Origin of the sequence: Clostridium rectalis, from assembly GCF_900626095.1 — a bacterium.
Classification (GTDB): Bacteria; Bacillota; Clostridia; order Clostridiales; family Clostridiaceae; genus Clostridium_AS; species Clostridium_AS rectalis.
This window is the reverse complement of record NZ_UYZZ01000003.1, coordinates 177,368-197,782: the sequence shown is the minus strand read 5'-3', so window position 1 is coordinate 197,782 and position 20,415 is coordinate 177,368. Positions and strand designations below refer to the sequence as shown.

39 protein-coding genes and 1 pseudogene are annotated in these 20,415 nt (G+C 30.8%); 39 read left to right on the top strand and 1 reads right to left on the bottom strand.

Annotation, left to right across the window (positions count from 1 at the left end):
• Positions 1-3: 3 nt before the first annotated feature.
• From EJL03_RS06390 to EJL03_RS06215, 39 genes and pseudogenes are all read left to right on the top strand, one after another.
• Positions 4-624: an ERF family protein gene (locus EJL03_RS06390; RefSeq protein WP_125153134.1), complete on the top strand. Its 621-nt coding sequence runs from the start codon at positions 4-6 to the stop codon at positions 622-624.
• A 1-nt stretch (position 625) separates the two neighbouring features.
• Positions 626-817, top strand: a complete 192-nt coding sequence (locus EJL03_RS06385) for a hypothetical protein (protein ID WP_125153133.1) — start codon at positions 626-628, stop codon at positions 815-817.
• Positions 818-829: 12 nt separating this feature from the next.
• Positions 830-1,705 (top strand): Lin1244/Lin1753 domain-containing protein, encoded by an 876-nt coding sequence (locus EJL03_RS16260; RefSeq protein ID WP_243108660.1) that lies wholly within the window; start codon positions 830-832, stop codon positions 1,703-1,705.
• A 14-nt stretch (positions 1,706-1,719) separates the two neighbouring features.
• The gene (locus tag EJL03_RS06375) at positions 1,720-1,941 is read left to right on the top strand and encodes a hypothetical protein (RefSeq protein WP_125153132.1); all 222 of its coding nucleotides are present in this window, start codon (positions 1,720-1,722) and stop codon (positions 1,939-1,941) included.
• 13 nt (positions 1,942-1,954) lie between these two features.
• Positions 1,955-2,206 (top strand): hypothetical protein, encoded by a 252-nt coding sequence (locus EJL03_RS06370; protein ID WP_125153131.1) that lies wholly within the window; start codon positions 1,955-1,957, stop codon positions 2,204-2,206.
• A gap of 1 nt (position 2,207) precedes the next feature.
• Positions 2,208-2,330, top strand: a complete 123-nt coding sequence (locus EJL03_RS16605; RefSeq protein WP_279222063.1) for a hypothetical protein — start codon at positions 2,208-2,210, stop codon at positions 2,328-2,330.
• Positions 2,327-2,566 (top strand): AbrB/MazE/SpoVT family DNA-binding domain-containing protein, encoded by a 240-nt coding sequence (locus tag EJL03_RS06365; protein WP_125153130.1) that lies wholly within the window; start codon positions 2,327-2,329, stop codon positions 2,564-2,566. Before EJL03_RS16605 ends, EJL03_RS06365 begins: the two co-directional genes overlap by 4 nt.
• Positions 2,567-2,619: 53 nt before the next feature.
• Positions 2,620-2,847: pseudogene (locus EJL03_RS16395) on the top strand (MazG nucleotide pyrophosphohydrolase domain-containing protein); the annotation flags it as partial.
• A gap of 15 nt (positions 2,848-2,862) precedes the next feature.
• Positions 2,863-3,093 carry a hypothetical protein gene (locus EJL03_RS06355; protein ID WP_125153129.1) on the top strand — a complete coding sequence of 77 codons (231 nt, stop codon included), beginning with the start codon at positions 2,863-2,865 and terminating at the stop codon, positions 3,091-3,093.
• A gap of 5 nt (positions 3,094-3,098) precedes the next feature.
• Complete coding sequence (locus tag EJL03_RS06350; protein WP_125153128.1) at positions 3,099-3,722, top strand: HNH endonuclease signature motif containing protein; 624 nt, start codon at positions 3,099-3,101, stop codon at positions 3,720-3,722.
• A gap of 97 nt (positions 3,723-3,819) precedes the next feature.
• A complete protein-coding gene (locus EJL03_RS06345; RefSeq protein ID WP_125153127.1) occupies positions 3,820-4,212 on the top strand; it encodes a replication terminator protein in 393 nt (130 codons plus the stop codon).
• A gap of 26 nt (positions 4,213-4,238) precedes the next feature.
• Positions 4,239-4,952, top strand: coding sequence for a hypothetical protein (locus EJL03_RS06340; protein ID WP_125153126.1), 714 nt, complete (start codon positions 4,239-4,241; stop codon positions 4,950-4,952).
• A gap of 83 nt (positions 4,953-5,035) precedes the next feature.
• Positions 5,036-5,395: a hypothetical protein gene (locus EJL03_RS06335; RefSeq protein WP_125153125.1), complete on the top strand. Its 360-nt coding sequence runs from the start codon at positions 5,036-5,038 to the stop codon at positions 5,393-5,395.
• A gap of 172 nt (positions 5,396-5,567) precedes the next feature.
• Positions 5,568-5,969 (top strand): RusA family crossover junction endodeoxyribonuclease, encoded by a 402-nt coding sequence (locus tag EJL03_RS06330; RefSeq protein ID WP_125153124.1) that lies wholly within the window; start codon positions 5,568-5,570, stop codon positions 5,967-5,969.
• 2 nt (positions 5,970-5,971) lie between these two features.
• Positions 5,972-6,148, top strand: a complete 177-nt coding sequence (locus EJL03_RS16015) for a hypothetical protein (protein WP_164509018.1) — start codon at positions 5,972-5,974, stop codon at positions 6,146-6,148.
• On the top strand, positions 6,132-7,082 hold the full coding sequence (locus EJL03_RS16255) for a hypothetical protein (RefSeq protein ID WP_206427346.1): 951 nt from the start codon (positions 6,132-6,134) through the stop codon (positions 7,080-7,082). The genes EJL03_RS16015 and EJL03_RS16255 overlap by 17 nt, the downstream gene beginning before the upstream one ends.
• A 39-nt stretch (positions 7,083-7,121) precedes the next feature.
• Positions 7,122-7,469 (top strand): hypothetical protein, encoded by a 348-nt coding sequence (locus tag EJL03_RS06320; protein WP_125153123.1) that lies wholly within the window; start codon positions 7,122-7,124, stop codon positions 7,467-7,469.
• A 135-nt stretch (positions 7,470-7,604) separates the two neighbouring features.
• Positions 7,605-7,784 (top strand): hypothetical protein, encoded by a 180-nt coding sequence (locus tag EJL03_RS06315; protein ID WP_125153122.1) that lies wholly within the window; start codon positions 7,605-7,607, stop codon positions 7,782-7,784.
• A 48-nt stretch (positions 7,785-7,832) separates the two neighbouring features.
• The gene (locus EJL03_RS06305) at positions 7,833-8,291 is read left to right on the top strand and encodes an SAM-dependent methyltransferase (RefSeq protein WP_164509017.1); all 459 of its coding nucleotides are present in this window, start codon (positions 7,833-7,835) and stop codon (positions 8,289-8,291) included.
• An 81-nt stretch (positions 8,292-8,372) separates the two neighbouring features.
• Complete coding sequence (locus tag EJL03_RS06300; protein ID WP_125153119.1) at positions 8,373-8,960, top strand: DNA cytosine methyltransferase; 588 nt, start codon at positions 8,373-8,375, stop codon at positions 8,958-8,960.
• A gap of 92 nt (positions 8,961-9,052) precedes the next feature.
• On the top strand, positions 9,053-9,475 hold the full coding sequence (locus EJL03_RS06295; protein ID WP_125153118.1) for a DUF1064 domain-containing protein: 423 nt from the start codon (positions 9,053-9,055) through the stop codon (positions 9,473-9,475).
• Positions 9,463-9,717: a hypothetical protein gene (locus EJL03_RS06290; RefSeq protein ID WP_125153117.1), complete on the top strand. Its 255-nt coding sequence runs from the start codon at positions 9,463-9,465 to the stop codon at positions 9,715-9,717. The genes EJL03_RS06295 and EJL03_RS06290 overlap by 13 nt, the downstream gene beginning before the upstream one ends.
• A gap of 27 nt (positions 9,718-9,744) precedes the next feature.
• The gene (locus EJL03_RS06285; protein ID WP_125153116.1) at positions 9,745-10,365 is read left to right on the top strand and encodes a hypothetical protein; all 621 of its coding nucleotides are present in this window, start codon (positions 9,745-9,747) and stop codon (positions 10,363-10,365) included.
• Between the two features lies 1 nt (position 10,366).
• Complete coding sequence (locus EJL03_RS16010) at positions 10,367-10,519, top strand: hypothetical protein (RefSeq protein WP_164509016.1); 153 nt, start codon at positions 10,367-10,369, stop codon at positions 10,517-10,519.
• A complete protein-coding gene (locus tag EJL03_RS16005; RefSeq protein ID WP_164509015.1) occupies positions 10,516-10,689 on the top strand; it encodes a hypothetical protein in 174 nt (57 codons plus the stop codon). Before EJL03_RS16010 ends, EJL03_RS16005 begins: the two co-directional genes overlap by 4 nt.
• Positions 10,676-11,107: a sigma factor-like helix-turn-helix DNA-binding protein gene (locus tag EJL03_RS06280; RefSeq protein ID WP_125153115.1), complete on the top strand. Its 432-nt coding sequence runs from the start codon at positions 10,676-10,678 to the stop codon at positions 11,105-11,107. The genes EJL03_RS16005 and EJL03_RS06280 overlap by 14 nt, the downstream gene beginning before the upstream one ends.
• A gap of 165 nt (positions 11,108-11,272) precedes the next feature.
• Positions 11,273-11,482: a hypothetical protein gene (locus EJL03_RS06275; RefSeq protein WP_125153114.1), complete on the top strand. Its 210-nt coding sequence runs from the start codon at positions 11,273-11,275 to the stop codon at positions 11,480-11,482.
• 85 nt (positions 11,483-11,567) lie between these two features.
• Positions 11,568-12,140 (top strand): terminase small subunit, encoded by a 573-nt coding sequence (locus tag EJL03_RS06270; RefSeq protein ID WP_125153113.1) that lies wholly within the window; start codon positions 11,568-11,570, stop codon positions 12,138-12,140.
• Positions 12,130-13,368, top strand: a complete 1,239-nt coding sequence (locus EJL03_RS06265; protein ID WP_125153112.1) for a PBSX family phage terminase large subunit — start codon at positions 12,130-12,132, stop codon at positions 13,366-13,368. The genes EJL03_RS06270 and EJL03_RS06265 overlap by 11 nt, the downstream gene beginning before the upstream one ends.
• 15 nt (positions 13,369-13,383) lie before the next feature.
• Positions 13,384-14,835 (top strand): phage portal protein, encoded by a 1,452-nt coding sequence (locus EJL03_RS06260; protein WP_125153111.1) that lies wholly within the window; start codon positions 13,384-13,386, stop codon positions 14,833-14,835.
• Entirely contained in the window at positions 14,825-16,357 is a 1,533-nt protein-coding gene (locus EJL03_RS06255; protein ID WP_243108659.1) for a minor capsid protein, read from the top strand. The genes EJL03_RS06260 and EJL03_RS06255 overlap by 11 nt, the downstream gene beginning before the upstream one ends.
• Positions 16,357-16,605, top strand: a complete 249-nt coding sequence (locus EJL03_RS06250) for a hypothetical protein (protein ID WP_125153110.1) — start codon at positions 16,357-16,359, stop codon at positions 16,603-16,605. The genes EJL03_RS06255 and EJL03_RS06250 overlap by 1 nt, the downstream gene beginning before the upstream one ends.
• 59 nt (positions 16,606-16,664) lie before the next feature.
• Positions 16,665-17,033, top strand: a complete 369-nt coding sequence (locus EJL03_RS06245; RefSeq protein WP_125153109.1) for a Thoeris anti-defense Tad2 family protein — start codon at positions 16,665-16,667, stop codon at positions 17,031-17,033.
• A 57-nt stretch (positions 17,034-17,090) separates the two neighbouring features.
• Positions 17,091-17,309 (top strand): hypothetical protein, encoded by a 219-nt coding sequence (locus EJL03_RS06240; RefSeq protein WP_125153108.1) that lies wholly within the window; start codon positions 17,091-17,093, stop codon positions 17,307-17,309.
• A 15-nt stretch (positions 17,310-17,324) separates the two neighbouring features.
• Entirely contained in the window at positions 17,325-17,930 is a 606-nt protein-coding gene (locus tag EJL03_RS06235; protein WP_125153107.1) for a phage scaffolding protein, read from the top strand.
• A gap of 22 nt (positions 17,931-17,952) precedes the next feature.
• Positions 17,953-18,918 carry a major capsid protein gene (locus EJL03_RS06230; protein ID WP_125153106.1) on the top strand — a complete coding sequence of 322 codons (966 nt, stop codon included), beginning with the start codon at positions 17,953-17,955 and terminating at the stop codon, positions 18,916-18,918.
• A 12-nt stretch (positions 18,919-18,930) separates the two neighbouring features.
• Positions 18,931-19,275: a phage head-tail connector protein gene (locus EJL03_RS06225; RefSeq protein WP_125153105.1), complete on the top strand. Its 345-nt coding sequence runs from the start codon at positions 18,931-18,933 to the stop codon at positions 19,273-19,275.
• A complete protein-coding gene (locus EJL03_RS06220; RefSeq protein WP_125153104.1) occupies positions 19,275-19,649 on the top strand; it encodes a hypothetical protein in 375 nt (124 codons plus the stop codon). The genes EJL03_RS06225 and EJL03_RS06220 overlap by 1 nt, the downstream gene beginning before the upstream one ends.
• The gene (locus EJL03_RS06215) at positions 19,649-20,080 is read left to right on the top strand and encodes an HK97 gp10 family phage protein (RefSeq protein ID WP_125153103.1); all 432 of its coding nucleotides are present in this window, start codon (positions 19,649-19,651) and stop codon (positions 20,078-20,080) included. Before EJL03_RS06220 ends, EJL03_RS06215 begins: the two co-directional genes overlap by 1 nt.
• A 102-nt stretch (positions 20,081-20,182) precedes the next feature.
• On the opposite strand, the gene EJL03_RS06210 is transcribed toward EJL03_RS06215, so the two are convergent.
• Positions 20,183-20,368 (bottom strand): hypothetical protein, encoded by a 186-nt coding sequence (locus EJL03_RS06210; protein WP_125153102.1) that lies wholly within the window; start codon positions 20,366-20,368, stop codon positions 20,183-20,185.
• Between the last annotated feature and the right edge of the window lie 47 nt (positions 20,369-20,415).

Here is a 20,415-nt window from a genome sequence, read left to right as displayed (position 1 = left end):
AGTATGAATGTATATGAAAAACTTATGAACGTGCAGACAAGTTTGAAAGCACCTAAAAGCCAATATAATTCTTTTGGAAAGTACAATTATAGGAGTTGTGAAGATATATTGGAAAGCCTAAAACCTCTTTTGAAAGAAAATAAGGCGATAGTTTCTATAACAGACGAGGTTATAGAAATAAATAATAGATTTTATATAAAAGCCACAGCTACTTTTATAGACATAGAAAAAGGAGAAAAGATACAAACAAGTGCACTAGCTAGAGAAGATGAAACTAAAAAAGGTATGGATCTAGCACAAGTTACTGGAAGTGTTAGTTCCTACGCAAGAAAATACGCTTTAAATGGTTTGTTTGCCATTGATGATAATAAAGATAGTGACACAACAAACAATGGTGAGAAAACTAAAAATAAACCTAACTCAAATAAAAAAACTACAAGTATAGAGTTAAGTGAAGCGCAGATAAAAAGATTATATGCTATAGCCTACAGTGCTGGAATTAGTAGAGATAAAGTAAAAGACCAAGTAAAAATTAAATTCAACAAAGAGATAAAGCAATTAACCAAAAGTGAATATGATACAGTTTGCAACGGATATGAGAAATTAAAGGCTAAGGAGGGGTAATATGTTATCAAAAGAACTACACACATTTTCTTCTGATTTTGTAGAGAAATTAGAAAAGCAAGAAGAACTGCTTAGAACCAAAGATGAAATTATCCAGGAGATAATGGCAAAAATTCAAATAGCATTAATAAATCAAAAAAATAAAGATAAATTACTTAATTTAATTATAGAGGAGTACAAAGAGGATATTTAGGAGGGAGATTAATTGGCAAGACCACAAAAGAACGGACTAGATTATTTTCCACTTGATGTAGACATGGACCAAGATGATAAAGTAGCACTTATAGAAGCACAACATGGCATAGTTGGTTTTGCCATAGTAGTTAAACTGTTAATGAAGATTTATAAGAACAGTTACTTCTATGAGTGGACTGAAAAGGAACAATTACTCTTCTCAAAGAGGGTTAATGTTGACATTAATCGAGTTAATGTAATCATTAATGATTGTGCAAAGTGGGGATTATTTAATGGTGATATGCTAAAAACGTACAAAATTCTTACTTCCGAGGGTGTGCAGAGAAGATATTTAGAAGCAGTAGGTCGTAGGCAAAAGGTAAAAATGTATAAAGAATACTTACTTTTAAACCAAGACACAGTTAATGTATACAAAAACTTGATTATTGTATACATTAACGGAATAAATGACAACATTAATCCCCAAAGTAAAGTAAAGGAAAGTAAAGTAAAGAAAAGTAAAGAAAACAATAATAGTAATGATAATGTTAAAAAAAGTTATGTTGAATTTTTTAATAATAATTTTCATCTCATAACTAAATTTGAACTAGAAACTTTAAATAGTTTTGAAAAAGATGGACTAAATGAAGAAGTAATAATACTAGCTTTAGAAAAGGCAGTTGAGAACGGGGTAAGAACTATAAATTATGTTAAAACTATCTTACATAGCTGGCTAGAAAATAACATAAAAACTGTAGAAGAAGTTAAAACATTAGATAAAGAGTTTAAGAGAAGAAATAATAAGGAACGGAATAAAAATGGTGCCAAGATAGATGGATTTAATAGCTATGGCGGACAACGAGAATATGACTTCGATGATTTAGAAAAGAAACTTTTAGGATATTAGAGGAGGAATAAATTATGCAAATTTTAATAGGCACATTACTTATAGCTAATATAACTGTAGTACTAAGTGCTAGTGTATATGTAGCAAAGGAAGTAGACAAGCTAAACAGAAGAATAGAAGACTTAGAGAACAGCCTAGATTTAAAAGAAATTAGAGAAAAGCTAAAGGAACACATTACTCAAGAATTTTGGAATATGTCTTTAAGGGGAATTAAAATATCAGATTTAAGAAAATAGAAGGGAGCATAATATGTGGATTAGAAGTCAAGATAAATTAATTTTAGGGCAATTTAATTGTGTAGTAAGAAGTACAAATCAAATAGGTGCTAGCTTAAATGGGAGTACAACCGTAATACTTGGAGAATATCCAAACGAAAAAAGAGCTGTAGAAGTGTTGGATATGATACAAGACAGGATAATGAAGGGGACTAGCTTTGATAGCATAAATAATAAAAAAAGGACAACAAAGGAATTTGTGTTCCAAATGCCAGAAAGGGATTGAAATGGGGAATAAAGATGTTATTAACGAGGTGCTTAAAATTTATTTTAAGGGTGGTAACTGGCAAGGTTATCTTAAAGAAGTAGTTAAAAAAGAAAAAATTATAAGTAGGAGGAATAAATTATGAAATCAACTGGAGTTGTGAGAAGAATGGACCAATTAGGAAGGATAGTCTTTCCTAAGGAACTAAGAAGAACTTTAAGTTTAGAAGAAGGTGACGGACTAGAAATTTACACAGAAGGAGAAACAATTGTTTTAAAGAAGTTCGAGCCAGCTTGTATTTTCTGCAGTGAGGCAAGTGAGGTTATAAACTTTAAAGGGAAAAATGTTTGTAAGAGTTGTTTAAAGGAGTTGAAAAAGTAGTGCATTTAGTGATATTAAATAAAAAAGATACATAGGGAAAACAAGCAGACAAACTTGTAGAGGAAACAAAAGAAGTATTAGAAGCAATACAAGAGGGAGATAAAGAACATATAGCAGAGGAAGTTTTAGATGTTATACAGGTGGCCATAGGTATGTTAGATACCTTAGAGGAAGAAAAATATAGTCTAAAGCAGATTATATGTAAGCACTTGAAGAAGTTAAGAAAAAGAGGTTGGAAAAGTAAAAAGATGATAATATTTCAAGTATTTAACTGGAATTAGAAGGGAGTATTTTAAATGAGAAATACACTTGGTGATTTAAATAACCATCTATTTGCTCAGCTGGAGAGATTAAGTGATGAAGAGTTAAAAGGTGAAGCACTTGTAGAAGAGATAAATAGAGCCAAAGCAGTAAATGAAGTTGCATCTAAGATAATAAGTAATGGTTCATTAGTGTTGGATGCTAAAAAGGTTATGGATAATAGGCTAGATGCAGATGCTAAGTTGCCTAAAATGTTGGAGGGGTAATAGATATGGCAGGGAGAACAACCGGAAGTAAAAACAAAGTTCTTCATATATGGAGTAAAGAAGAAAAAGAATATCTTAAGCAAATAACACCAGGACATCATTATAAGGAAATCCAGAATTTTATAAATAAAAAATTTGATTTAAATCTTACTTTAGGCCAAATAAAAGGTGCAATAAGTAGATATAAATTAAATACTGGATTTACAGGACAATTTAAGAAGGGAAATGTGCCAGCTAATAAAGGAATAAAAGGTGTATATGCCAAAGGATGTGAAAAAACATGGTTTAAGAAAGGTAGCACTCCAATAAATCATAGAGCGGTAGGAAGTGAAAGAATAACAGTAGATGGATATACAGAAATTAAAGTAGAAGAGCCTAATAAATGGAGGTTAAAGCAACAGGTAATTTGGGAAAAATATAATGGACCAGTTCCGAAAGGATATGCAGTTATCTTTGGTGATAAAAACTCACAGAATTTTGATATAGATAATTTAATTTTGGTGTCAAGACAACAGTTATTGATACTAAATAAGAATAAGTTAATACAAAATGATGCTGATTTAACTAGAACAGGAGTAATTATAGCAGATTTGTATAGCAAAATAGGACAAAGGAAAGAAGAAAGTTAGATAACTAAATACTGTAGGTATAGGCTAACTATGGATATATTTATACTTACAGTGTGTGAGTATAATAAAACGCTAATACAGAAGGAGGAACAATGTTATGGAAAAGATGATTAATCTAGAAACCTTTGCTGATGGAGCATTGGCAGAAAAAATCAATATGGCATTAAAGGAGGTGCTAGAAAACATTGCTGACCCTAATACAGAATGGAAAACTAAAAGAAAATTAACTGTAGATATGACATTTGCTAGTGGAGAAGATAGAGAATTGGCAGAGGTATCGATAGTTGCCAAACCTAAATTAGCACCAACAAAACCATTGGCAGCTAAAATTGTTATAGGAACAGACGGGAAAGGTGGAATACTTGCAAGTGAGTATAAGAAGCAAGTACCAGGACAAAGTGTTCTAAGAGTTGATGAAGAAACTGGAGAAGTATTAACTACTGCAGAAGAAAAAGAAGTAGATCTTAAAGGTATCAAATTAGTAAAATAATAAAAATAAAATTGGAGGAATGAAAAATGATTAATAAAGAAGGATTAGAATATTTAGTAGGTTTAGGAGAAGAAAAAGAGGTATTAATTGACACTGAGCAAGGATTATTCACAACTGTAAATTTAAGTAGAGTAAAATTACCAAAAGCATCAACTTTAACAGTATCAACACTTACTGGATTTGTAGATTACATTAAATCAAATCTTGATAGATTACCAGAGCAACTATTAGTTCAAGTTAAGTCCCATGTTCAAGTAAGACTCTATAGTCCCTTAAATACAGATAGGGAAAGAGAAGAATACATTCAAGCAGAAGCAATATTACCTAATAACATTGTATACAATAGATTTTTAAGTACAGAGCAATTTAATATTATGCTTCAAAGTAGTTTTGTAGATATTGGAGATAAGGATGTACTATTAAAATACACAGGTCTTGTAAAAGATGAAGCAGTAAAAAGCACAGGTGATGATGGAGTATCTCAAGCGGTGACAATAAAAACCGGTGTAGCAAGCGTAGGACAAGCAGTAGTACCTAATCCAGTAGCATTAGCACCATATAGAACATTCCCAGAGGTACAACAGCCGACAAGTAAGTTTATATTCAGAATGCAACAAGGACCTATGGCGGCTATTTTTGAAGCTGATGGAGGAGCTTGGAGAAATCAAGCAATTAAGAATATAAAAGAATATTTACAGGAAGAGTTAAAAGAAATGAAAAATATTAAAATAATAGCTTAATAATAAATAACTTCATATGGGAGTACAGTCGTATATCTGTATTCTCATATGAAAATCAAATGACAAATAAGAAAGGATAGTAAATGAAGGAATGTACAGTATGTGGGAAACCTAATTCAGAGTGCCATCATATTGTGTTTAAAAGCCAACAGAAAGCTTTAGAACATTGCAAGTATAATTACATCTATTTATGCAAAGAACACCATACAGGTAACAATAGCCCACATAAAAACAGACAAATAGACGTCAAGTATAAATTAATTTTTCAAAATATGTTGTTTGAAAAGTTTACTAATAAAGATTACACAGAAGAAGGGATAAAAGAAATATTGAATATAAGTAACGTATCAGTTAAAAGATTGGTAAAAATAATAGACAAGCACATAGATAGATATAAAAAAGAAGATATTATACGGGCTTGTATGGGCGGAAAATTGTATTGAGGAGTGATATGAGTGACAAATAGGCAAAAAGCTTTAATAACGTATGAATTATTGCAAGAAAGAAAAAAGAGAAAAGCCAAAAAGCAGAACAGGACTTTTTGGCACATACATCAGCAAACGTAGATAGGGTTTACAAGAAAAACTATAAAGGCTTTAAAAGGAGGGGACAAATGTGAAAATAATTATTCCAGGAGAACCAATGGGAAAACAAAGGCCACGAATGAGTACTAAAACAGGAATAGCATATACACCTAAGAAGACTGTACAGTACGAAAACTGGGTTAAACAATGTTATTGCATATCTAAAGAACGAATCAAGCTAGAAGGTGCTTTAAAAGCGAAAATTAAGGTATATATGTCTATACCCAAGAGCACAAGTAAAAAGAAAACCGAACAAATGCTAGAAGGGCAACTAAGGCCAACTAAAAAACCAGATATAGATAATATAGTTAAGATAATCTTAGATAGCTTAAATTCAATTGCCTATGATGATGATAAACAGATTGTAGATTGTAGTGTAAGTAAATGGTATGGAGAAGAAGCTAGAGTAGAACTTGAATTATTGGAGGTTTAAAAATGAAAGTGGAATATGAAGAGGACACTGTTTTAGGACTTGACGACATAGCATACACCTGTTTAATACCTAAATGTCCTAGGTGTGGTAAATATCCAACTTATAACATGACTCCTTGTCCTTATTGTGGCGAATACTTAGAATATCCAGAGGTGGGAAAAAGTGAACAGAGCAGATAAAAGAAGAAAAGCAAGAGAATTAAAAAAGAATATGAAAATGGTAAACAAGCTAACACCACAACAAACTAAATTAATTAACATTGCAGCAATGGATAAAGCTAAAGAAATTGCACATATGAAAATTAATCAATTAGTTAATTTAGCAGACAGATGTATGAGCGCTGCGCTAATGGAGAAGGATTGGAATTGTAATGAAATAAAAAAGATTCAGTTAAGAATAACTGAACTGTTTCAAGAGGATACTGAAAAATCAAACGAATTAGAAAGGAAGAATGTTAACATGTCCAAGGTAGAAAAGGAAGTAAAAAACTATATAGAGGAATTACTAGAGAAAGGGGTAACTAAAAAACAAGCCTTAGATGATTTAGTATTTAAGTTTCCTAAATTAAGTAAAAGCATGATTTTAAATGCATATGCAAAAGTAAAGGAGGAAAAAGAAACTAGAATCACAAGAGAAAAAATAGTGGAACTTGCGAAGAAATATGGATTAGACACTGATGGTAAAAATAAAATAGCAAATCATTTAGGAGCTACTTATAGCACTATATCTACTTACGTTAGTAGATGGAAAATAACCGAGGCTGAAATCAAAGAAAAAAATGAAATAGATGATGCAGTAGAGGAAATATTAGACATCATAGAGGAAGAACCAAAGGAAGTAAAAAACAAGAAAGAAAAGCTAAAAGAGTGGGACAGAAAATATAATTCAAGTGGTAAATTAGCAGCAGAAGTTAAAAAAAATAAGGAGGACAAATCTATGGGAAATAAATTAAAAATATTATCTATGACAGTAGAAGGAGAAAATGGGAAATATAAAGTTTGTGAAAAAGGAGTGGAGTTACAAAATAAAGGACTAACAATGTTCTTTGAAAATATAGAGCAGTTAGAGAACTTTACAAAAGAGTACAAGCATGTTTTTGAAATGTCTAAGTAGTGGTAATTTTAAATTATACAAGTAAATAAGGAGGACAATATGACACCAATAGAGATAATGCAGAAAATATCTACATGTCAGCAAGCGTTAACAAAAGGGAACATAGAGTTAAAAACTCTAGGAGTAAAGAAAGCAAAGGCAGAGCATGACTATAAAATAGCATTAAGAAAAGAAATGCTTAAATTAAGAAATATAGATAAGTATCCAAGCAATATGATAAATGATTTATCAAAAGGTAATGACAAAGTGGCAGAATTAAGACTAAAAAGAGATTTAGCAGAGAGTTCATATTACACAGCTATTAGTGCTATGGATAATTTAAGACTAGAAATAGAAACGTTAAGAAGTTTATTAACATGGTTAAGAACGGAGCTTAAGAATACGTAATTTAATAGAAATACTAGAAGAAAGGGGCATAAAGGTTGTTAGATAGTGCAAATAACAATGGAATTATAAAAGAAGTTTCAGAAGATTTACGCTCAGATGAATATACAAGTGAAATTAAAATTAAAGGGTGAATAAATGAATAGATATAGAGTTGAATTTAAAGTTGATAGTAAAAATTGCTTTATTCAAGATTGTGAAGAGTGTCAACTAGAAGAAGCTAAAAAGCTTATGAAAAGAATCCAAAGATTAGAGAAAAGAGGGGAATGCTATTATAGAAAATTTCCGTTAGGAAAAAGCGAGACAGTATATTTTTGAATATAATTCACAATCTGATTATATTATGACATAAATGAGGTGAGATAATTGGAAAAGCCTATATTGGATGTATGTTGTGGAAGTAAAATGTTTTGGTTTGATAAAGATAATAAAGATGTTATTTTTATGGATAACAGAGAGTTGGAAGATACATTATGTGATGGAAGAAAACTTGTTATTGAGCCAGATATAATAGGCGATTTTAGAAATATACCATATAAAGATAATACTTTTAAATTAGTAGTTTTTGATCCACCGCATTTAATAAAGGTTGGAGAAAGTTCATGGTTGGCCAAGAAATATGGAAAGTTAAATAATGATTGGCCAATAGATATAAGACAAGGATTTAATGAGTGCATGAGAGTTTTAGATAAATACGGAATATTGATTTTTAAATGGAATGAAGAACAAATAAAAATAAAAGACATATTAAAAGTTATAGATTATAAACCTTTATTCGGAAATAAAAGAGCAAAGACACATTGGTTAGTATTCATGAAAAAATAAATTATGCAATAACTAAAAAATTAAAATAGGAGTAATTCTAGATAAAAAGTGTGTACACACCTCCAGGAATGGAGGAAGGAAATGAAAATATTAGTAGCGTGTGAAGAATCACAGGCAGTCACAATAGAATTAAGGAAATTGGGCCATGAAGCTTATAGTTGTGATATAGAGCCTTGTAGTGGTGGTCACCCAGAATGGCACTTACAACAAGATGTAACACCACTATTAAAAGAAAAATGGGACATGATAATAGCCTTTCCACCATGCACATATTTAAGTAATGCTGGTGCTAGACATTTATATCCTAAAGGTGTGCTAAATAAAGAAAGATATAAAAAAGGATTACAAGCGAAAGAGTTTTTTATGCAGCTCTATAATGCAGACTGTCCTAGAATTGCAGTAGAAAATCCTACACCAAGCAAAATATATAATTTACCAAAGCATTCACAAGTCATACAACCATATCAGTTCGGACACCCATTTAAAAAAAGAACTCAGTTATGGCTTAAGGAATTACCTAAATTAATACCCACTGAAATAATAGAAGCTTCAGAAAGTACGAAAATTCCTGGTAATTGGTTTAATAAAGGAGGCAAAGATAGGCAGAAAAATAGGGCAAAAACATTTCCTGGAATAGCAAAAGCTATGGCGGAACAATGGACTAAGTAGTTCGCAATTCAAATAAATAACGTCATAAGGGAGCGTTACTTTCACTTAACATTCTCATATGACAATCAATTTCAAGGAAAGGAAAAGGGGAAATGGTAAAGAGTAAATATAAATCAGAAAAAATTACTGTTGATGGAATAACCTTTGACAGTAAGGATGAGGCTAAATACTATGAATATTTAAAAAGTAAAAAGGCTAAAGGGCAAATATTAAATTTTGAATTACAGCCAAAATATGTTTTAATACCACCCTTCAAAAAGAATGGAAAGACTTATAGAGCTATGACGTATACACCAGATTTTCTAGTATATCACTTAGATGAATCTGAAGAACTTATAGATGTAAAAGGATTTAGTACTCAACAAGGTGAGATAAGAAAAAAGTTATTTGATTATAAATACCAAAATATAAAGCTTACATGGGTAGCAAGATCTTTAAAGTATAGCCAGACTGGATGGATAGAATACGATAAGTTAAAGAAGATTAGAAGGGAGAATAAAAAATGCAAGAGGTAAGAGAAGCAAAGGTACTAAAAGTAAATCTAGACAGCCCTATATTTAATAACGTGAAGGAAACTTTAAATGAGAAAATAATAGAATACAAAGCATTAAGTTTTAAACATAATATAACAACTACTTTTAAGAAAGTAGACAAAGAAGAAGACACATATTTTAGCGATAAGGGACTTGTAGAAGATGAGGACGGCAATTTTATAGAAAAAGCTATAGGGAATCCACAAGTGAGTTTGTTTGATTAATTTTTAAATAAGGGGCTTAAATACACCTTGAAAGGAGGGCAAACATGGAATGTACGCATAGAAATTACAAAAATATATGGAAAAGTAACAGAAAAGGTGGATTCGTTCACACATTTAGAAAGATATAAAACCAGAGAAAATTTTAAAACAATATACGTTAATGCAGAAGGAAAAGAAGAATTCGAATTTAATAGAAAATCTACAGTACTTCCTATGGACAAGATGCTACACTGTAAAGTGGCAGAAATTAAGCTTAATAGCTTACGGAAGGACAAGTTAAAGAAGTTGCAAACAAAGTATCCTACAGCAAAGATAATAAGGCGTGGGGGAGACGAGAACGTAATTTTAATATTAGAAGATAAGGTTATTAGTATAAATGTAAAAGGTTGGGTATTAGAGTTTAAAAATATAAAAGCAGAACATGAAGTAGATGAAGTTGTGAAAGAAGATAAAGAAGAGAATTTAAAAGAAATACAGGCAAGAGTTAAGCCAGGAGATTATATACAAGCTAGATATGGTAAGAAACTTATAGAAGGGAAAATTACTAGAGAATATGGTTTGGGAAATGAAATTTTAAATATAGTTTTTGATAATAAGCATACAGCTATTGGAAGGACATCTGTAACAAAAATATTAAAGGTGGCTTGATATGATGCAAATAATAATAATGAGCTACAGTAGTTATTCTTGGTATAAAAATAAAATCGGCAAGGTTTATAAAATACAATCTGTACAGGATGGAAATTATGTAACTAAAGATGGAACTATTAATAAAGGGGATGCGGAGGTAGTAGGAAAATGAACACTAAGAAATTAAGCGTATTAAATAAAGAATATAAAAATCTAAAAGGTTTAGTAAAAGAGGGTTTAGAACTTGTAGAAGCCTATAAAAAGGAAGCACAGTATTGGAAGGATATGTGTAAGTATTTAGATATATGTACTAGAAGGGAGAGGACACATGAGAGAAAATAATTATAGAAAGCTTGAAGCCATGCTATACAACTATAGAAAATCAGAAGCTGAAATTGAGAACTTGAAATTAAAGATAAGAGAAATTGAAAATGAGTATAATTCTGCTGGAGCTATAAGCTATGAGGAAAAAACGCAAGCAACAAATAAATTTAATTCTGCAGTGGAAAATGAAGTAATGAATAGACATAAGAAAATAAGTAAAATATCTAGCTATATAGAAAGACTAGAAATACAGTTAGAAAAGATAGATAATGCTGTTGAATCACTAGAAACTAGAGAGAAAAGTATAGTTTATATGAGATATTTTGATAAGAAAACAAGTAGGGATATAGCCGCTAAATTAAATTTAACAGAAGTACATGTTTGCAGGCTAAAGAAAATGGTAATAAATAAACTAATACCACTAATATTAAACTAATATTAATCTTAGTTTAAACATAGTTTAACATTTAACATTTTTAATGTGTTAGTATAGTATTATAGAAAATAAAATGTGAGCTACAGCAGGGACTACAACTGTGGTGGTTACAGGGAAAGCATCTGGATTAATTCCGGGTGCTTTTAGTTTTAAAGGAGTGAGGACATGCTAAGTGTATATAGTAGTTTCGTTTGTAAGATTTGTAAGAAAGAATTTATACTATTAACAGAAGAAGTTGAAACTTTGAAAGGGTACTTAGTGTGTCCTTATTGTTCTAGCAGAAGAGTTAAGAAAGAAAAAATAGCAGATAATTTAAAAGAATGTATGCAGCAGAGAAGTTATAAGAGAATTAAAGGAGCATTAAGACAGAAATAAACCAAGTTATACATAATGTATTGAGGGTAGTGTGTATAACTCATACTATATATTGTGTTTTTATTATAAAAAGGAGGTGGCATTATTGGCCAAACTAACACCAAAACAGAAAATATTTGCAGATGAATATCTAGTGGATCTTAATGCCACTAGAGCATATAAGGCAGCATATAAAAATATTAAAAAGGATGAAACAGCAAGAGCAAATTCAAGTAGATTGCTAACAAATGCTAACATAAAGAGTTATATAAATAAAAGGATGAAAGATAGAGAGAAAAGAACAGAAATAACTCAAGATAAAGTATTAGAAGAACTTTCAAAAATAGCCTTTGCCAATGGTTCAGATTTTGCAAAGGTAGTTCAAAAATCTTATATGAAACCTATTTATGATAAAGGTGGAAATAAGATAGATGAAGAAGAAGTATTTTATAAAGATGTTGAAGTTATAGAAACTGACAATCTAACAGAGGATCAAAAGAAAGCAATAGCTGCTATTAAACAAACTAAGTTTGGAATAGAAGTAGCTTCATGTGATAAAGTAAAGGCTTTAGAGTTATTAGGTAAGCATTTAGGAATGTTTAAGGATAAGGTCGAGGTAAATGGTAGCCTATCTAATGATGTTAATATAATAATAGATGGTGAGGAATATGGCGCTTAATCTAAATATTAATTCAAAGGTGTTTAATCCAGTATATTTAAAACATCAACTAAATAACAACAATCGTTATCAGATTTACTTTGGGGGTTCATCTTCAGGTAAATCTTTTTCTTTGGCCCAAAGGACTGTATTGGATATACTTAATGGTCATAGAAACTATTTAATAGTTAGAAATGTTCAAAACACAATTAAAAGAAGTTGCTTAAATGAAATAACAAAGGCTATAAATAATTTTGAAGTGGCTGATTATTTTGAAGTGAATAAAACGGACATGATAATTACCTGTAAGATAAATAAAAAGCAAATACTATTTTGTGGCTTAGATGATGTTGAAAAAATTAAGTCTATCACTCCAATAGATGGGGTAATAACTGATATATGGGTTGAGGAAGCAACAGAAACAGAATATAAAGCAGTTAAGCAATTGGATAAAAGACTTAGAGGAAGGTCTAAAGTAACTAAAAGATTAATATTGAGCTTTAACCCGATACTTAAGGATCACTGGTTATATAATGAATATTTTAATATTTGGGAAGATGATAAACAGTATGTAGAAAAAGATAATGTATCTATTCTTAAAACCACATATAAAGATAATAAGTTTTTAACTGATGATGATATAGCAGCATTAGAAAATGAAGCAGATCCTTATTATTATGAAGTTTATACATTAGGTAATTGGGGGGTACTTGGAGCTGTTATATTTAAAAATTGGAAAGTGCAAGATTTTAGTGATATTGAAAACACATTTGATAATTATAGGCATGGTGTAGACTGGGGATTTGCTGAGGATCCTTTTGCTTATATAAAATCACATTTAGATAAAACAAGAAAAAGGCTTTATATATGTGATGAAATAGAGGTAGTTGGAATGTTGAATGAAGAATCAGCTCCTTTAGTAAAAGAAAAGGCTGGTTCAAATAGGGTTATATGTGATAGTGCTGAACCTAAATCAGTAGCTGAATTTAAAAAACTAAGGGTAAATGCTAAATCAGCAAAGAAAGGTCCAGGAAGTATTGAATATGGAATTAAATTTTTACAAGGATTAGAAATTATAATTCATCCAAGATGTCAAAACTTTAAGAATGAAATAAGCAAATATAAATATAAAGAAGATAAGAATGGTAACATCCTCCCTATACCTATAGATAAGGATAACCATTTAATAGATGCATTAAGGTATAGTTTAGAAAGGGATATGAAAGGCGGCTCAATTTCATTTGAGTAAGGAGGTGGTAAAGTTATGTATATGATGGATAAGATAAGGTCAATATTGTCTACTGGAGCTAATAGTGTAATGAGTTTAGAAGAAATTATCCAAGAGGAAATAAAAGAATGGAATAGATCACAAAGAAGACAATTAATGTTAGATGGAGAAAGATATTATAAAGGTGATACTGATATACTAAAACGTAAAAGAATGGCTATAGGTGAAGATGGAGAATTAGAAGAAGTAAAGAATTTAGCTAATAATAAATTAGTACATCAATTTGTTAGAAAGCTTACAGACCAAAAAACAGGGTATTTATTATCAAAACCTTTAGCTATTCAAACAGATAATGAAACATATAAAAAGATATTAGATGATGTATTTAATAAATCTTTTATGAGGCTCATTAAGAACTTAGGTAAAGATGCAATTAATAAAGGTATAGCATGGGCTCAAATTTATTATAATTCAGATGGTGAACTACGATTTAAAAGATTACCTAGTGAAGAGATTATTCCACTATGGAAAGATTCGGAGCATACTAAATTAGATGCACTTATTAGAGTGTATGAAATTATAGTATATGAAGGTAAAACTAAAAAGACAGTGCAAAAAGTTGAATACTGGGACACAAAACAGGTATTAAGATATATAAATGATAATGGTAAATTAATACCTGATGTAGAAGCGCTAGAAGATACAGGGCATTTTAGTATGGTGGATGATAAAGGAAATATAAAATCATTTACCTGGTCTAAAGTGCCTTTTGTATATTTTAAATATAATGATGAAGAGCAGCCGTTGATTAAGTTTGTTAAAAGTCTTGTAGATGATTATGACAGAAACAAAAGTGACAATAGTAATAACTTAGAGGATTTACCTAATAGCATTTATGTGCTTAAGGACTATGATGGAACTAACTTAGGAGAGTTTAGAAGGAATATAAGTCTTTACAGAGCTGTTAAGGTTGCCGGTGAGGGTGGAGTTGAAACAAGGAACTTAGAGATTAATGTTGAAGCTTATAAAACCCATATAGAGCAGACAAGAAAAGATATATATGAGTTTGGAAGAGGTGTTGATACTCAATCAGATAAGTTCGGGAACAGTCCTTCAGGAATAGCCTTAAAATTCTTATATAATGATTTAGATATGGATTGTGACACTATAGAAACAGAGTTCCAGGCAAGCCTAGAATATTTATTATGGTTTGTAGATCAGCATTTAATTAATACTGGTCAAGGAGATTATACAAATGAGAATGTAGAATTTGTGTTTAATAAGAGTATGCTTACAAATGAATCAGATACTATAAGCAATTGTCAAAATAGTGTTGGTATTATTAGTAATGAAACTATAGTTGCTAATCACCCATGGGCTACTAAGGATGAACTAGAAAAGATTAAAAAGCAGCAAGAAGAACGTGAAAGAGTATATTCAAACTTTCCTTTAGAAGAACCATCAGAAGGTGAATTAGATGAAGAGTAGAGACTACTGGAAGAAACGTTCTGAGGTAGTAGCAAGTAGGCAATTTAAAAAGACTGATGATTATATCTTAAGTTTACATCTAGAGTACCAGGAAGCATTAAACAGCATACAAAAAGATATAGAAGTATTCTATGCTAGGTTTTCACAGAATAATGAAATAAGTTTAGGAGAGGCTAGAAAACTTTTAAATTCTAATCAGCTAAATGAGTTTAAAATGGATTTAAAAGAGTTTACTCGAAAAGCTAAAAATAATAAAAATCAACAATGGGAAAAAGAACTTAACAATGTATCTTATAAAGTTAGAGTAACACGTTTGCAAGCTCTACAAACTCAAATAAGAAGTGCTATAGAGGATTTGTATACTAAACAGAAAGACGATACCACAGACCTTTTAAGTGGAATATATGAAGATACTTATTATAGAAATATCTTTGAGGTACACAAAGGCTTAGGAATAGGAGTTAATTTTGCAAAGTTAGATACTAATATAATAAATAAGGTAATTACGGAACCATGGCATGGAGATAATTACAGCAGCAGGATATGGAAGAATAAAGAAAAGTTAATAATGGAGCTACAGACTAATTTGGCGCAGGCTTTTATACGAGGAGATTCCATAGATAAAACTTCTAAGATAATAGCTGATAGAATGGAAGTATCAAGAAATAGAGCAAGGACACTTGTTAATACTGAAAGCGCTAATATTGTTTCTAAAGCTACCTTTAATAGTTATGCAGGCAGTGGAGTTGTAAAGAAATATCAGATACTAGCTACGTTGGATTCCCGCACTAGTGAAATATGTAGGTCTATGGATGCCGCAAGTAAAAAGGAACCTTTTGATTTAAATAAATGGGAAGTAGGAGTTACTGCTCCGCCATTCCATGCTAACTGTAGGAGTACTACTATAGCTTACTTTGATGATGCTATAGATGAAGAAAGAATTGCTAGAGACAACCAAGGCAAGGCTTATTATGTAGATGGAAATATGAGCTATGAGCAATGGTATAACAAGTATGTAAAAGGAAATTCAAAGGAAGAAATAGCAGAAAAGAAAATACAGAATAGAGTTAGTGATAATCAACAGTATTTAAAATATAAAGAAATTTTAGGAAACTTGACACCTAAATCATTTGCTGATTTTCAAGACTTGAAGTATAATGATGTTAACAAATGGAATGAATTACAGTATCTTTATAAGGATGTTAACTGGCAATTAAAATCTCAAAACAAATTAACAAATGATAGTGTTCATAAAGTTCCATTTATAGGTGAGCCTAATAGTGTATTTGATAATTACAAGGATGGGGTATTAGATTCTAGACGTTACTATGGTAGGACAGGAAAACCAAGATTAGACATTCATTTTACGAACCATGGTAATTCAAAACTACACCCAATTGTGCCACATTCACATGATTGGAATTTAAAAGATGAGGATATAGTTGTTAGAGATAAGAATCTTAGAGAGTTAAGTAAAGCTGAAAAAATAGCTAATAAATCAGTTTGTAAGAAGGTGAAGTAATGAATAATAGTAAATTTGATAGTTTACAAGAGTTAAAAAATTCAATAGAGATTGGATTGGATATAGAATGTACTATTTATGGAACAGACTATTATATAGGATGGTCTAATGGAAAATGTGTAATTGCTTTATGTCCTGATGGTGATATAGTTTATTTTAATACATTGGATGAAATGCTAGATTATAAAATACAAAACAAAATGTTAAAAAATATATGGAAAGATATGCAAATAAAAAGTATGCAATAAGCACTTACTAAGTAAAAATAGTAGGTGCTTTTATTATGCATGAAAGTGAGGTTAGATAAATGAACATTAGAAAGGCTTTAGGATTATTAAAAGAAGGGAATAAGATTGCAAGAAAGAGTTGGGACAAAAATACATGGATACAGGTTAAATATACATTATTGGAGTCAAAGATATCTTTACCATATATTTATAAGAATAACAATGGTAAATTAATACCTTGGGTATCAAGTGAAGATGATATTTTGGCTAATGATTGGAGATTGATTGAAACGGGTGAAGAATCAAATATAAGTTGTTCTGATGGAGAACTTTTTTTAGCATTACGTAAATCTTTTATTGCTTCATTTATTCCACCAGGTGGAGTTTTTACAGGTGAGAAGGCTGAGAAAATAATGAAACAGTTTAAAAAATTATTAGATAAAATTTAGAGTCTTAGAAATAAGGCTTTCTTATTTTATATAGAATCAAAGAGAGGATGATTACAAATGAAAGAGCTATTATCAAATGAAGTAAGAGAAGTTAAGAATAAACTTTATGTTGTTCCATGTTTGGGAGATATGGATTTTGAGGAATCAGAAATAGTTGTAGAAATATTAAATATGTTTAATGAGAAAAATTATTTAATATCCGAAGCAACAACTATACTAGAACGCTGTATTGAAGAACTTAAAAACTGTCCAGTAATTAAATATAAAAATTATTAAGGAGGAAATGATATTATGCCAAAATTAAGTGAAATATTAGGAGAATCATATTCTCAAATACCACAGGAGCTACAAGACAAATATAAGGATGTGGACTTAGTAGATAGCTCGCAACATGTTACTAAAGATAAATTTGACACATTAAATGAGCAGCTTAAAACTGCTAATACAACTATCAATGATTTAAAGAAAAGCAATGGAGATAATGAATCCCTACAAATTAAGGTAGGAGAGTATGAAACTAAGGTTAAGGAATATGAAAAACAAATACAAGATATGCAATTTAATTATGCATTAGAAGGAGCTTTAAAAGGTGCCAATGTAAGAAATACAAAGGCCGTTAAAGCTCTTTTGAATTTAGAAAATGTTAAGTTAGATGGTGAGAATATTTTAGGACTTAAAGAGCAAATAGAAGCATTACAAAAAAGTGATAGCTATTTATTTACGGAAGAACAAAAACCTAAATTTTCAGGAGTAGAACCAACAGATGGAAGTAAAACACCACAGGGTTATAATCCATGGAAAAAGGATTCTTTTAACTTAACAGAGCAAGGTAAAATATTTAAAGAAAATCCAGAACAGGCCAAACAATTAATGACTCAGGCTGGAGTAAATCAATAATAATAAAGGAGATGTGTAAAATATGGGAACAAAATTAAGTGATGTAATTGTACCAGAATTATTTAACCCTTATGTGATTAATAGAACAATGGAGAAGTCAGCTTTAATACAAAGTGGCATTATAACCAATAACTCAGAGTTTGATAATTTAGCAAGTCAAGCTTCACCATTAATTAATATGCCATTCTTTGAGGATTTAACAGGAGAATCAGAGCAAATAATTGAGGATGCAGATTTAGAAGCAGCTAAGATTACAAGTAATAAAGATGTTGCCGCTATTATAAGAAGGGCGAAAATGTGGAGTGCTACAGACTTATCAGCAGCTCTTGCAGGTAAAGACCCAATGGCAGCTATAGGAGAATTAGTAAGTGGATTTTGGACTAGAGATATGCAAAAAGAGTTAATTGCAATTCTTAAAGGTGTGTTTTTAAGTACATCAATGAAAAATAACTTACTTGATATATCAGCTATGACAGAAGGTGCGGCTAAGTGGTCAGCAAGTGCCTTTATAGATGCTCAACAATTACTTGGAGATGCTCAAGAATTATTGACGGGGGTTATGATGCATAGCGCTGTTAAGTCAGAACTTAAGAAACAAAATTTGATACAGACAATAAGGCCAAGTGATAGTCCAGAGTTTGATGTATACCAGGATAAGAGGGTTATAGTTGATGATGGGTGCCCTGTAGAAACTGGTGGAGTTTATACTACTTATTTATTTGGGCAAGGAGCTTTAGCTTTGGGTAATGGAAATCCAGTAGGATTTATACCAACTGAAACTGATAGAGATAAGAAAAAGGGTTCTGGGGTTGATTATTTAATTAACAGAAAAACAATGATATTACACCCTAGAGGAATTAAATTTACTAATGCTAAAGTAGCTAAAACAGAAGGTCCAAGTAGAGCAGAATTACAAGAAAAAACTAACTGGGAGAGAGTATATGAACCAAAACAAATAAGAATAGTTGCGTTTAAGCATAAAATATAAGAAGGTGAGTTTATGACTCAGCTTGAAAAATTAAAAAAGCTTTTAGGAATAGCCTTAGAAGATGATTCTAAGGATTTTTTATTGAAATTTGCACTAGAAGATGTAGAGCAAATAGTAAAAGATTATTGCCACATTAAAGAAATACCAGAAGCCTTAAATACTATAGTGTTAAAAATGGCCATGGACATGTACAGAAATGAGAACCTAGGGGAAGAAGAAAGTTCTTTAGGTTCTGTTTCTTCTATAAGTGAAGGAGATACTTCTGTAAGTTATAGGAGTGTCGCAAGTGAAGTTAAAGATAGCTTGATAATGGACTATAAGACACAGATTAATAGGTACAGAAAGTTGGTGTGGTAATGCTAAATAAGGCATTTAAACAGGCCAGGAAAGCAGTAGAAAAATTATACGATTGCACTTGCACCATAGCTGGAGGTAAAGAAAAGGTTAAGGACCCTAAAACTAAAGAAACTAAAATAATGCCAAAAATAAAATATAAAAATATTTCTTGCAAGGTATCTAAACAAAGCTTAAGTAAAAATACTCAGACTGATACAGTAAATCAGGTAGTATATGAACTTAAGCTTTTTATAGCTCCAGAGGCAGATATAAAACAAGGTGATACTATAGAAATTACTAACCAATTTGGAGATAAAGAAACATATGAAGCTGGAGAAGGTTTTAAATATAATACACACCAGGAAGTTATTCTTAGTAAAGATGGTAAAGCCTAATGAGTAGAATGGGTAGCTTTGATTACTCTGAATTTAAGAATATGGCTGGAAGATTCAATAAAGCTTTAAATGAAAGAGTAATCGAAAGATGGATAAGAGAGTTCTTATTGGAAATGGCTTTTCGTGCTGAGAGGAAAATTAAGAAAAGAACTCCGGTTGGTGTTTATCCTAATAAGACAGGAGGACATTTAAGGAGGAATTGGCAAGTAGGAGAAGTTATTAAGCAAGGAAATAGCTATTTGGTGGAAGTATTTAATAACGTAGAGTATGCCAGCTATGTTGAGTATGGCCATAGGACCAGGAATCATAAGGCATGGGTGGAAGGTAGGTTCATGGCCACAATATCTATGCAGGAAATGGAAAGGGAATTACCTAAATTCATGGAGAAAAAGCAAGTAGAACTATTGAATCAGATATTGAATGGTAGGTGATAAGGTTGGAGGAGTTAAAAAAAGAAATTAACGATTTAAAGAAAAGAGTGGCTGAACTTGAAGGAAAAGTTCAGCCAATAGATATAGACAAAATAACCGAAACTATTTCTCAACATCTTGAGAATGAGCTTGTTTCAATTGCTCATGATACTGAGATAGGATAGTGCACATAAGCTTTGAGTTTAATTCCAATTGAGAAGCTAGAATTTTATTATCTTTAATTTTAGGATTTTTAGCAAAAAATTTATCAAGGCTATCTTGTTGTAGTTTATTAAAATCAATATCCATAAATAACACCCCCCTTTCAATAAGATTATAACATTATATAAGAAGGT

Excerpts from the sequence above, each read along its gene's own strand:
- EJL03_RS06215 (WP_125153103.1), top strand. The coding sequence starts at position 19,649 with ATGAGTAGAATGGGTAGCTTTGATTACTCTGAATTTAAGAATATGGCT.
- EJL03_RS06345 (WP_125153127.1), top strand. The coding sequence starts at position 3,820 with ATGGAAAAGATGATTAATCTAGAAACCTTTGCTGATGGAGCATTGGCA.
- EJL03_RS06370 (WP_125153131.1), top strand. The coding sequence starts at position 1,955 with ATGTGGATTAGAAGTCAAGATAAATTAATTTTAGGGCAATTTAATTGT.
- EJL03_RS06235 (WP_125153107.1), top strand. The coding sequence starts at position 17,325 with ATGCCAAAATTAAGTGAAATATTAGGAGAATCATATTCTCAAATACCA.
- EJL03_RS06275 (WP_125153114.1), top strand. The coding sequence starts at position 11,273 with ATGCTAAGTGTATATAGTAGTTTCGTTTGTAAGATTTGTAAGAAAGAA.
- EJL03_RS06260 (WP_125153111.1), top strand. The coding sequence starts at position 13,384 with ATGTATATGATGGATAAGATAAGGTCAATATTGTCTACTGGAGCTAAT.
- EJL03_RS06320 (WP_125153123.1), top strand. The coding sequence starts at position 7,122 with ATGACACCAATAGAGATAATGCAGAAAATATCTACATGTCAGCAAGCG.
- EJL03_RS06280 (WP_125153115.1), top strand. The coding sequence starts at position 10,676 with ATGAGAGAAAATAATTATAGAAAGCTTGAAGCCATGCTATACAACTAT.
- EJL03_RS06295 (WP_125153118.1), top strand. The coding sequence starts at position 9,053 with ATGGTAAAGAGTAAATATAAATCAGAAAAAATTACTGTTGATGGAATA.
- EJL03_RS06245 (WP_125153109.1), top strand. The coding sequence starts at position 16,665 with ATGAACATTAGAAAGGCTTTAGGATTATTAAAAGAAGGGAATAAGATT.
- EJL03_RS06290 (WP_125153117.1), top strand. The coding sequence starts at position 9,463 with ATGCAAGAGGTAAGAGAAGCAAAGGTACTAAAAGTAAATCTAGACAGC.
- EJL03_RS06355 (WP_125153129.1), top strand. The coding sequence starts at position 2,863 with ATGAGAAATACACTTGGTGATTTAAATAACCATCTATTTGCTCAGCTG.
- EJL03_RS06225 (WP_125153105.1), top strand. The coding sequence starts at position 18,931 with ATGACTCAGCTTGAAAAATTAAAAAAGCTTTTAGGAATAGCCTTAGAA.
- EJL03_RS06250 (WP_125153110.1), top strand. The coding sequence starts at position 16,357 with ATGAATAATAGTAAATTTGATAGTTTACAAGAGTTAAAAAATTCAATA.
- EJL03_RS06255 (WP_243108659.1), top strand. The coding sequence starts at position 14,825 with ATGAAGAGTAGAGACTACTGGAAGAAACGTTCTGAGGTAGTAGCAAGT.
- EJL03_RS16005 (WP_164509015.1), top strand. The coding sequence starts at position 10,516 with ATGAACACTAAGAAATTAAGCGTATTAAATAAAGAATATAAAAATCTA.
- EJL03_RS06365 (WP_125153130.1), top strand. The coding sequence starts at position 2,327 with ATGAAATCAACTGGAGTTGTGAGAAGAATGGACCAATTAGGAAGGATA.
- EJL03_RS06375 (WP_125153132.1), top strand. The coding sequence starts at position 1,720 with ATGCAAATTTTAATAGGCACATTACTTATAGCTAATATAACTGTAGTA.
- EJL03_RS16015 (WP_164509018.1), top strand. The coding sequence starts at position 5,972 with ATGAAAGTGGAATATGAAGAGGACACTGTTTTAGGACTTGACGACATA.
- EJL03_RS06300 (WP_125153119.1), top strand. The coding sequence starts at position 8,373 with ATGAAAATATTAGTAGCGTGTGAAGAATCACAGGCAGTCACAATAGAA.
- EJL03_RS06230 (WP_125153106.1), top strand. The coding sequence starts at position 17,953 with ATGGGAACAAAATTAAGTGATGTAATTGTACCAGAATTATTTAACCCT.
- EJL03_RS06210 (WP_125153102.1), bottom strand. The coding sequence starts at position 20,368 with ATGGATATTGATTTTAATAAACTACAACAAGATAGCCTTGATAAATTT.
- EJL03_RS06340 (WP_125153126.1), top strand. The coding sequence starts at position 4,239 with ATGATTAATAAAGAAGGATTAGAATATTTAGTAGGTTTAGGAGAAGAA.
- EJL03_RS16010 (WP_164509016.1), top strand. The coding sequence starts at position 10,367 with ATGATGCAAATAATAATAATGAGCTACAGTAGTTATTCTTGGTATAAA.
- EJL03_RS06390 (WP_125153134.1), top strand. The coding sequence starts at position 4 with ATGAATGTATATGAAAAACTTATGAACGTGCAGACAAGTTTGAAAGCA.
- EJL03_RS06385 (WP_125153133.1), top strand. The coding sequence starts at position 626 with ATGTTATCAAAAGAACTACACACATTTTCTTCTGATTTTGTAGAGAAA.
- EJL03_RS16605 (WP_279222063.1), top strand. The coding sequence starts at position 2,208 with ATGGGGAATAAAGATGTTATTAACGAGGTGCTTAAAATTTATTTTAAG.
- EJL03_RS06350 (WP_125153128.1), top strand. The coding sequence starts at position 3,099 with ATGGCAGGGAGAACAACCGGAAGTAAAAACAAAGTTCTTCATATATGG.
- EJL03_RS06315 (WP_125153122.1), top strand. The coding sequence starts at position 7,605 with ATGAATAGATATAGAGTTGAATTTAAAGTTGATAGTAAAAATTGCTTT.
- EJL03_RS06265 (WP_125153112.1), top strand. The coding sequence starts at position 12,130 with ATGGCGCTTAATCTAAATATTAATTCAAAGGTGTTTAATCCAGTATAT.
- EJL03_RS06220 (WP_125153104.1), top strand. The coding sequence starts at position 19,275 with ATGCTAAATAAGGCATTTAAACAGGCCAGGAAAGCAGTAGAAAAATTA.
- EJL03_RS06240 (WP_125153108.1), top strand. The coding sequence starts at position 17,091 with ATGAAAGAGCTATTATCAAATGAAGTAAGAGAAGTTAAGAATAAACTT.
- EJL03_RS06335 (WP_125153125.1), top strand. The coding sequence starts at position 5,036 with ATGAAGGAATGTACAGTATGTGGGAAACCTAATTCAGAGTGCCATCAT.